This is a genomic window from Desulfobacter sp. (assembly GCF_050177295.1).
In genome coordinates this window covers 1-6568 of the sequence record NZ_JBFXHE010000252.1, presented here as the reverse complement: position 1 = coordinate 6568, position 6568 = coordinate 1, and the positions used below count along the sequence as shown (strand labels likewise).

The following is a 6568-nucleotide window of genomic DNA, read 5'->3' as shown; positions in this document are numbered from 1 at the left end:
AGTTTGTCCTTGTAGGACGATATTTTTACCGGGGTGCTTTTATGCCTGCTGAACAGCTCCGCCCCGGTGGTCACGAAATAGTCCTGTCTGGCATGGCGGATGGTTCTTTTTGTGGATACCGTGGCCTCAATGTCATAAAGTTAACGGCAAGGTTTTAAATTCATACTCGATGTTCGAGTTTTTTTTAGTTGACTTTTCAAGAGTACTATTTGCCAAGGCTTTTCATGGTTTTTTAACTTTAAATTGATTCTGAAAGACTTCTCAAAAAAAGCTTGAAATGCCCGTCATTTGGTAATTTTCAAAAGTCAAGAATTAAAAACTTGAACATCGAGTTACACTATTCGATTCTTACCATCCACCACCTAATTTTTTATTTTAATGTAAAATCAATTGGTTGGTTGCATTTATCTTTCACCTATTGGGTGAAAGATAAATCTTGTTAACCTTTTGAATTGACAGAGAAATAGCATATTAGGTGGTGGATTTGGGTATGGCAATTCCCTTGACACCGCCATGAAGACGGGGTATTTTAATAAACTTTATGTAAGGTGTTTGTACCATTAAATCAGTTAGGGTATAATTATTTTTTGAAGGTGCGTTTAGAATAACGCCAATTAACAGGATATAACAGGACAAAATCATGCAGGTAAAAATCGAAGACCAGAGCAGTATTAAAAAAGTGCTTTCTTTTGAAATTCCTAAGGAAACTATTTCCAAAGAGTTAAATAAAGCCTATGCCGATTTAAAAAAAAACGCAAATATTAAAGGCTTTAGAAAAGGAAAAATTCCCAGAAAAGTGCTTGAAAACCGGTTTGCCGCAGACGTTCATGCCGAGGTTGCCCCGCGCCTGATTCAGGAGGCTTTTATTGAGGCTGTTGAAAATCATAAGTTAGATATCGTGGGCGGGCCGCAACTCGACCCACCGGAACTCAAGCCGGACGCTGACTATGCGTTTGAGATCACTGTGGAAGTTAAACCTGAACTGGATAATATTGATTTCCAGGGCCTTGAAATTAAAAAGACGCTCTATGAAGTAACCGATGCCGAGATTGAAAGCCAGATATATATGCTGCAAAAGACCATGGCCACAAAGCAGAAGGTTGAAGAGGAACGTCCGGTAAAAGAAGGCGACTTTGTTCTGATTGACTATGAAGGCTTTTTAAACGGAGAAGCCTTTGAGCATACCCTTAAAGTTGAAAATTATGTCATAGGTATTAACCAGAGTCCTTTGCCCAAGGAGTTTTCCGAAAAACTTATTGGTGCCATTCCGGTTCAGGATTTGGAAATAGAAGTGGTTTACGGTGATGATTTTCGTGACGAGAATCTGAAAGGAAAAACCATTGTATATAAAGTCACACTCAAGGAGATCCAGGAAGAGATTTTGGCCGAAGCCAACGATGATCTTGTTAAAGGACTTGGGAAGTTTGAATCCCTTGATGAGGTAAAAAACACCATTCGTGAAAACCTTGAAAAGGGTATTGTTCAGCGAGTTAAACACGAGATGAGTGAACAGATTTTCCAGGCCCTGCTCGAAAAAACTGATTTTGAAGTTCCCCGAGCCCTTGTTGAAGGCGAATTAAACGGCATTATTTCCGAGACGGAACAGGCCTATGCCCAGAATAACACCTCCCTTGAAGAAGTCGGCTTAACCCGGGAACTCATGCAGGAAAAATACAGGGATGTGGCTGAAAAACAGGCCCGCCGCCATCTGATTCTGGATAAAATGATTACCCAGGAAAAAATTGAACTCAGCGATGAAGAACTTGATGCAAGCTTTGAAGAGATGGCCCAGGCCATGAGTGCGACAAAGGACGCCATCAAGAATTTTTTCAACTTGGATCCACGCCAGCTCGAATATTATAAACATACCCAGCTTGAAAAAAAGGTCATTGACCTTATAATAGAAAAAAGCAGCGTAGTTGAAGTGGTGCCGGAAGATGCGCAAGCTGCAGTTGCACAAACTGAAGAAGAAGGTACACAAGCTCAAGCGTAAAAATAATCCGCAAGCTTATTGAAACGGGTATATCCCGTAAACGCTTGGACGGCAACAAGGTTAAAAACATATATTCAGATCATGACAAGGAGTTAAATCGTGCCTCTTATTCCAATGGTTGTTGAGCAGAGTAACAGAGGAGAACGTGCCTATGATATCTATTCTCGGCTTTTAAAAGACAGGATTATTTTCTTAGGATCAGCCATCGACAATGAAGTTGCCAATCTCATTGTTGCACAGATGTTGTTTCTTGAATCCGAAGATCCTGAGAAAGATATCAATTTCTATATCAATTCTCCTGGCGGCGTTGTGACAGCAGGCATGGCTATTTATGATACCATCCAGTACATCAAGCCGGATGTGGCAACGGTGTGTATCGGCCAGGCAGCCAGTATGGGGGCGTTTCTTCTCGCTGCCGGAACGTCCGGTAAACGGTTTGCCCTCCCCAATGCCAGGATTATGATTCATCAGCCGATAGGCGGTGCCCAAGGCCAGGCTACTGACATCAAGATTCAAGCGACTGAAATTTTAAGAATGAAAGATACTTTGAACGAAATTTTATCAAAGCATACGGGACAGGATATTGAAAAGGTTGCGGCTGATACGGAACGTGATTTTTTCATGTCCGGGGCGCAAGCTTTGGAATACGGCATTGTTGACCGTGTGGTCAGTGACAGAAGCCAATTGGAACAGACCTCTGAGCAGGAGGGGTCAAAGGAGTCATAAAATATGGCCAAAAAAGATGATACAAGTGATCAGTTTTTCTGTTCATTCTGCGGTAAAAATCAAAAGGAAGTAAAAAAACTGATCGCCGGGCCCAGCGTATATATCTGCAATGAATGCATTAAGCTGTGCGGTGAGATTATTGAAGATGAAGAAAAGGAGCTGGCTGTTGAGCCCGAGGGTGCCAAAGAGTTCATGGTGCCAAAGCAGATCAAGGAGCAGCTTGATTCATATATCATAGAACAGGATCATGCAAAAAAGGTCTTAGCCGTGGCGGTTTATAACCATTATAAACGCCTGGCGTCACATCTGACAAAAAGCGGTGATCAGGTGGAGATTCAGAAAAGCAATATTCTGATCATCGGGCCGACTGGGTGCGGAAAAACCCTTCTGGCCCAGACCCTTGCCCGGTTCCTGGATGTCCCTTTCGCCATTGCCGATGCCACGGCCCTGACCGAGGCAGGCTATGTTGGCGAGGATGTGGAAAATATCATTCTCTCCCTGGTTCAGAATGCTGATTACGACATAGAAAAGGCCCAGAAAGGTATCATCTACATTGATGAGATAGATAAAATTTCCCAGCGGGGAGATAACCCTTCAATTACCCGGGATGTCTCCGGAGAAGGGGTCCAGCAGGCCCTGCTCAAGATCATTGAAGGCACCATTGCTTCGGTACCTCCCAAGGGAGGAAGAAAACATCCCCAGCAGGATTATGTAAAGGTGGATACCTCCAATATACTGTTTGTCTGCGGCGGAACTTTTACTGGTCTTGAAAAAGTGATTGAGCGACGTTTAACCCAGAAAACCATGGGATTTGGTGCCAAAATCGCAGAGAAAAAGGATGTGAATATCGGAGAACTGCTGGAGCAGGTAAAACCCGAAGATCTGATTAAGTTCGGCCTGATCCCCGAGTTTTTAGGACGACTGCCCATTATCACGTCCATAGGGGAACTCAATGAAGCCTCTTTGGTCAAGATTCTGACCGAACCTAAGAATGCACTGGTTAGGCAGTATCAGGAACTTTTCCGCATTGAAGGGGTGAATCTGCAGTTTACGGACGAAGCCCTTGAAGCGATGGCCAAGGAAGCAGTTACCAGAAAATCCGGTGCCAGGGGGCTTCGTGCCATTATGGAAGAAACCATGATGGATATCATGTATGAGCTTCCTTCCAAAAAGGATGTGGTTGAGTGTGTGGTGGGCGAAGAAGTGGTATTAAACAACGAGGATCCCATCTTGCTGTATGAACAGCCCAAAAAGCAGGCTTAAATAGAAAATTTACATCCATGATCAGTATTTCCCGTTTTTTCAATCCCGAGGACGGCGTCGAAAAGGAGAATAAAACCCTTCCTTTGGTGCCGCTGAGGGATGTTGTCCTCTACCCCTTTGTTACAACCTCCATTTTTGTGGGAAGGGAAAAATCCATCAAGGCGCTTTCCCAGGCCATGGGTAGTGATAAGAAAATTTTTCTTACGACCCAGAAAGATCCGGAAGTTCTGAAACCCACTATTCAGGATATTTTTCAGGTGGGTACCGAAGCCCGGGTCACCCAGTTACTGCGTCTGCCCGATGGTACGGTAAAGGCTCTAGTTGAAGGGGTTGACCGAGGCCGTATCGTTAAAATGGCGGACCAGGACGGTTATCAGGTTGTTGATTATGTGGATGTCCCTGAAAAGCCGTTGTCTGAGGCCAACACAGAGGCTGCCATCCGGACGGTTCATGAAGCGTTCCAGCATTATGCCGGTCTATCCGGCGTGGTTTCCAAAAGTTTTTTCAAGGGACTGGATACTCTTGAGCAGTATCCGTCAAGGTATGCCGATATCATTGCCGCACAGTTGCCCTTCAAAGTTCAGGATAAACAGAAGCTGCTGGAGTGCGGTGATGTTGAGGAACGTTTCTTTCTGCTTTTAAAGTTTATTCAGAAGGAGACAGAAGTCTATTCCATGTCCCAGAAGATCAAGGGCAGGGTCAAAGAGCAGATGGACAAACTTCAGAGGCGCCACTACCTTAACGAGCAGATGCGGGCCATCCGGAAGGAAATGGGCGAGGATGGCCAGAGCAGTGAGTTTGGTGATCTTGAAAAAAAGATCAAGACCAAGCGTATGCCCAGGGAAGCCGCAGGTGTTGTGCGCACAGAATTGGAAAAACTCAAGTTGATGTCTGCAACCTCCTCGGAAGCAACCGTGGTCAGAAATTACATCGACTGGATTGTCTCCCTGCCCTGGTACCGGAAACAACGGGCAAAAAATGAGCTTTCAAAGGCTGAGCAGATTCTGGACCAGGACCATTACGGCTTGAAAAAACCCAAGGAGAGAATCCTTGAGTATCTGGCGGTACAGATTCTGGTTAAAAAGATAAAAGGTCCGATTCTGTGCCTGGTGGGACCTCCCGGGGTTGGCAAAACATCCCTGGCCCGGTCTGTGGCTGCGGCTACCGGACGCTCATTTGCCCGGGTCTGCCTGGGCGGGGTCCGCGATGAGGCGGAGATTCGAGGGCACCGAAGAACCTATGTAGGTGCCATGCCCGGAAAGATTATCCAGACATTGAAAAAAGTGGGGTATAACAACCCGGTGTTTTGCCTGGATGAAATTGATAAAATGACCAGTGATTTTAAAGGCGATCCCTCTTCTGCCCTTCTGGAAGCCCTGGATCCTGAACAGAACAAAAATTTTAACGATCATTATCTTGAGGTTGATTACGATCTGTCTGAAATTTTGTTCATCACCACGGCAAACACCCTCCATGAAATCCCTGCCCCCCTGCGTGACCGCATGGAGGTAATCCAGATCCCCGGGTATACTGATTATGAAAAATACCAGATTGCCACCGGTTACCTAATTCCCAAGCAGATGCACGAAAACGGGCTGGATGAAGGAGACGTCTCTTTTTCCAAGGCCGCGGTTCAGATGATTATCAAGCAGTACACCAAGGAAGCCGGGGTGAGAAATCTTGAGCGAGAAATCTCTTCTGTGCTTAGAAAAATTGCCACGGAAATTGTGCGGACCAAGATGCGTAAAAGCCATCTGGTCACAGCAAATACGGTTTCAAAATATCTGGGGCAGTCCAAATTTAGAAATTCCATTCTGGAACAGGATGATAAAACTGGTATTGTGACCGGACTTGCCTGGACCCAGGCAGGCGGTGAGCTTTTAACCATTGAGGCTGTGACCATGCCGGGCAAGGGAAAGATAATGGTTACCGGAAAGCTTGGCGACGTGATGAAGGAAAGCTCCCAGGCGGCTGTATCCTATGTCCGTTCAAGGAGTGATAGCCTAAACATCAGAGCAGACTTCTATAAGGATACAGACATCCACATCCATGTGCCCGAAGGGGCCATTCCAAAGGATGGGCCTTCAGCCGGCATTGCCATGTGTACGGCAGTGGTTTCCATTCTCACCGGCCGGCCCGTAAGCCGGACAGTGGCAATGACAGGGGAGATTACCCTTCGCGGACGGGTGTTGCCCATTGGCGGCTTAAAAGAAAAACTTTTGGCCGCCCGTGCCAATGGGATTAAAAAGGTCATTCTCAGTGAGGAAAACAAAAAAGACATCATAGATGTTCCCAAAGCGATTCAAAAACAGCTTGATATTATCTATGTGCAAAGCATGTCTGAAGTGCTTGAGCATGCCCTGGTAGGATAGGCTTTGCTTTCAAAAAACGCGAGAAAAATTTACGTTTTTTTCAGACAGACGTGCGCCTGGCATGGCGCGCTTGCTGAAATACCGATTTAAGAGCCTGTTTGATAATTAACAAGGAGCCGGCTGTAACCTTCTGATCAAAATTGAAATCATAGCGATATACATAACATTTTCGCTCATCAGAGTAAGGTTCTCAAAATCCTTACTTAATCGGCGG

The 6568-nt window shown here is 45.4% G+C and carries 4 protein-coding genes; all 4 read left to right on the top strand.

The features are described from left to right. Nucleotides 1-640 precede the first annotated feature (640 nt). The 4 genes from tig (at nucleotide 641) to lon (ending at nucleotide 6354) form a co-directional block, all read left to right on the top strand. Complete coding sequence (gene tig / locus AB7U36_RS15890) at nucleotides 641-1993, top strand: trigger factor (protein ID WP_428160684.1); 1353 nt, start codon at nucleotides 641-643, stop codon at nucleotides 1991-1993. A 99-nt stretch (nucleotides 1994-2092) separates the two neighbouring features. Further along, nucleotides 2093-2719, top strand: a complete 627-nt coding sequence (gene clpP / locus AB7U36_RS15885; protein ID WP_428160683.1) for an ATP-dependent Clp endopeptidase proteolytic subunit ClpP — start codon at nucleotides 2093-2095, stop codon at nucleotides 2717-2719. A gap of 3 nt (nucleotides 2720-2722) precedes the next feature. Continuing rightward, nucleotides 2723-3982 (top strand): ATP-dependent Clp protease ATP-binding subunit ClpX, encoded by a 1260-nt coding sequence (gene clpX, locus AB7U36_RS15880; protein WP_428160682.1) that lies wholly within the window; start codon nucleotides 2723-2725, stop codon nucleotides 3980-3982. Between the two features lie 17 nt (nucleotides 3983-3999). Further along, nucleotides 4000-6354: an endopeptidase La gene (gene lon / locus AB7U36_RS15875; RefSeq protein ID WP_428160681.1), complete on the top strand. Its 2355-nt coding sequence runs from the start codon at nucleotides 4000-4002 to the stop codon at nucleotides 6352-6354. Nucleotides 6355-6568: the final 214 nt, after the last annotated feature.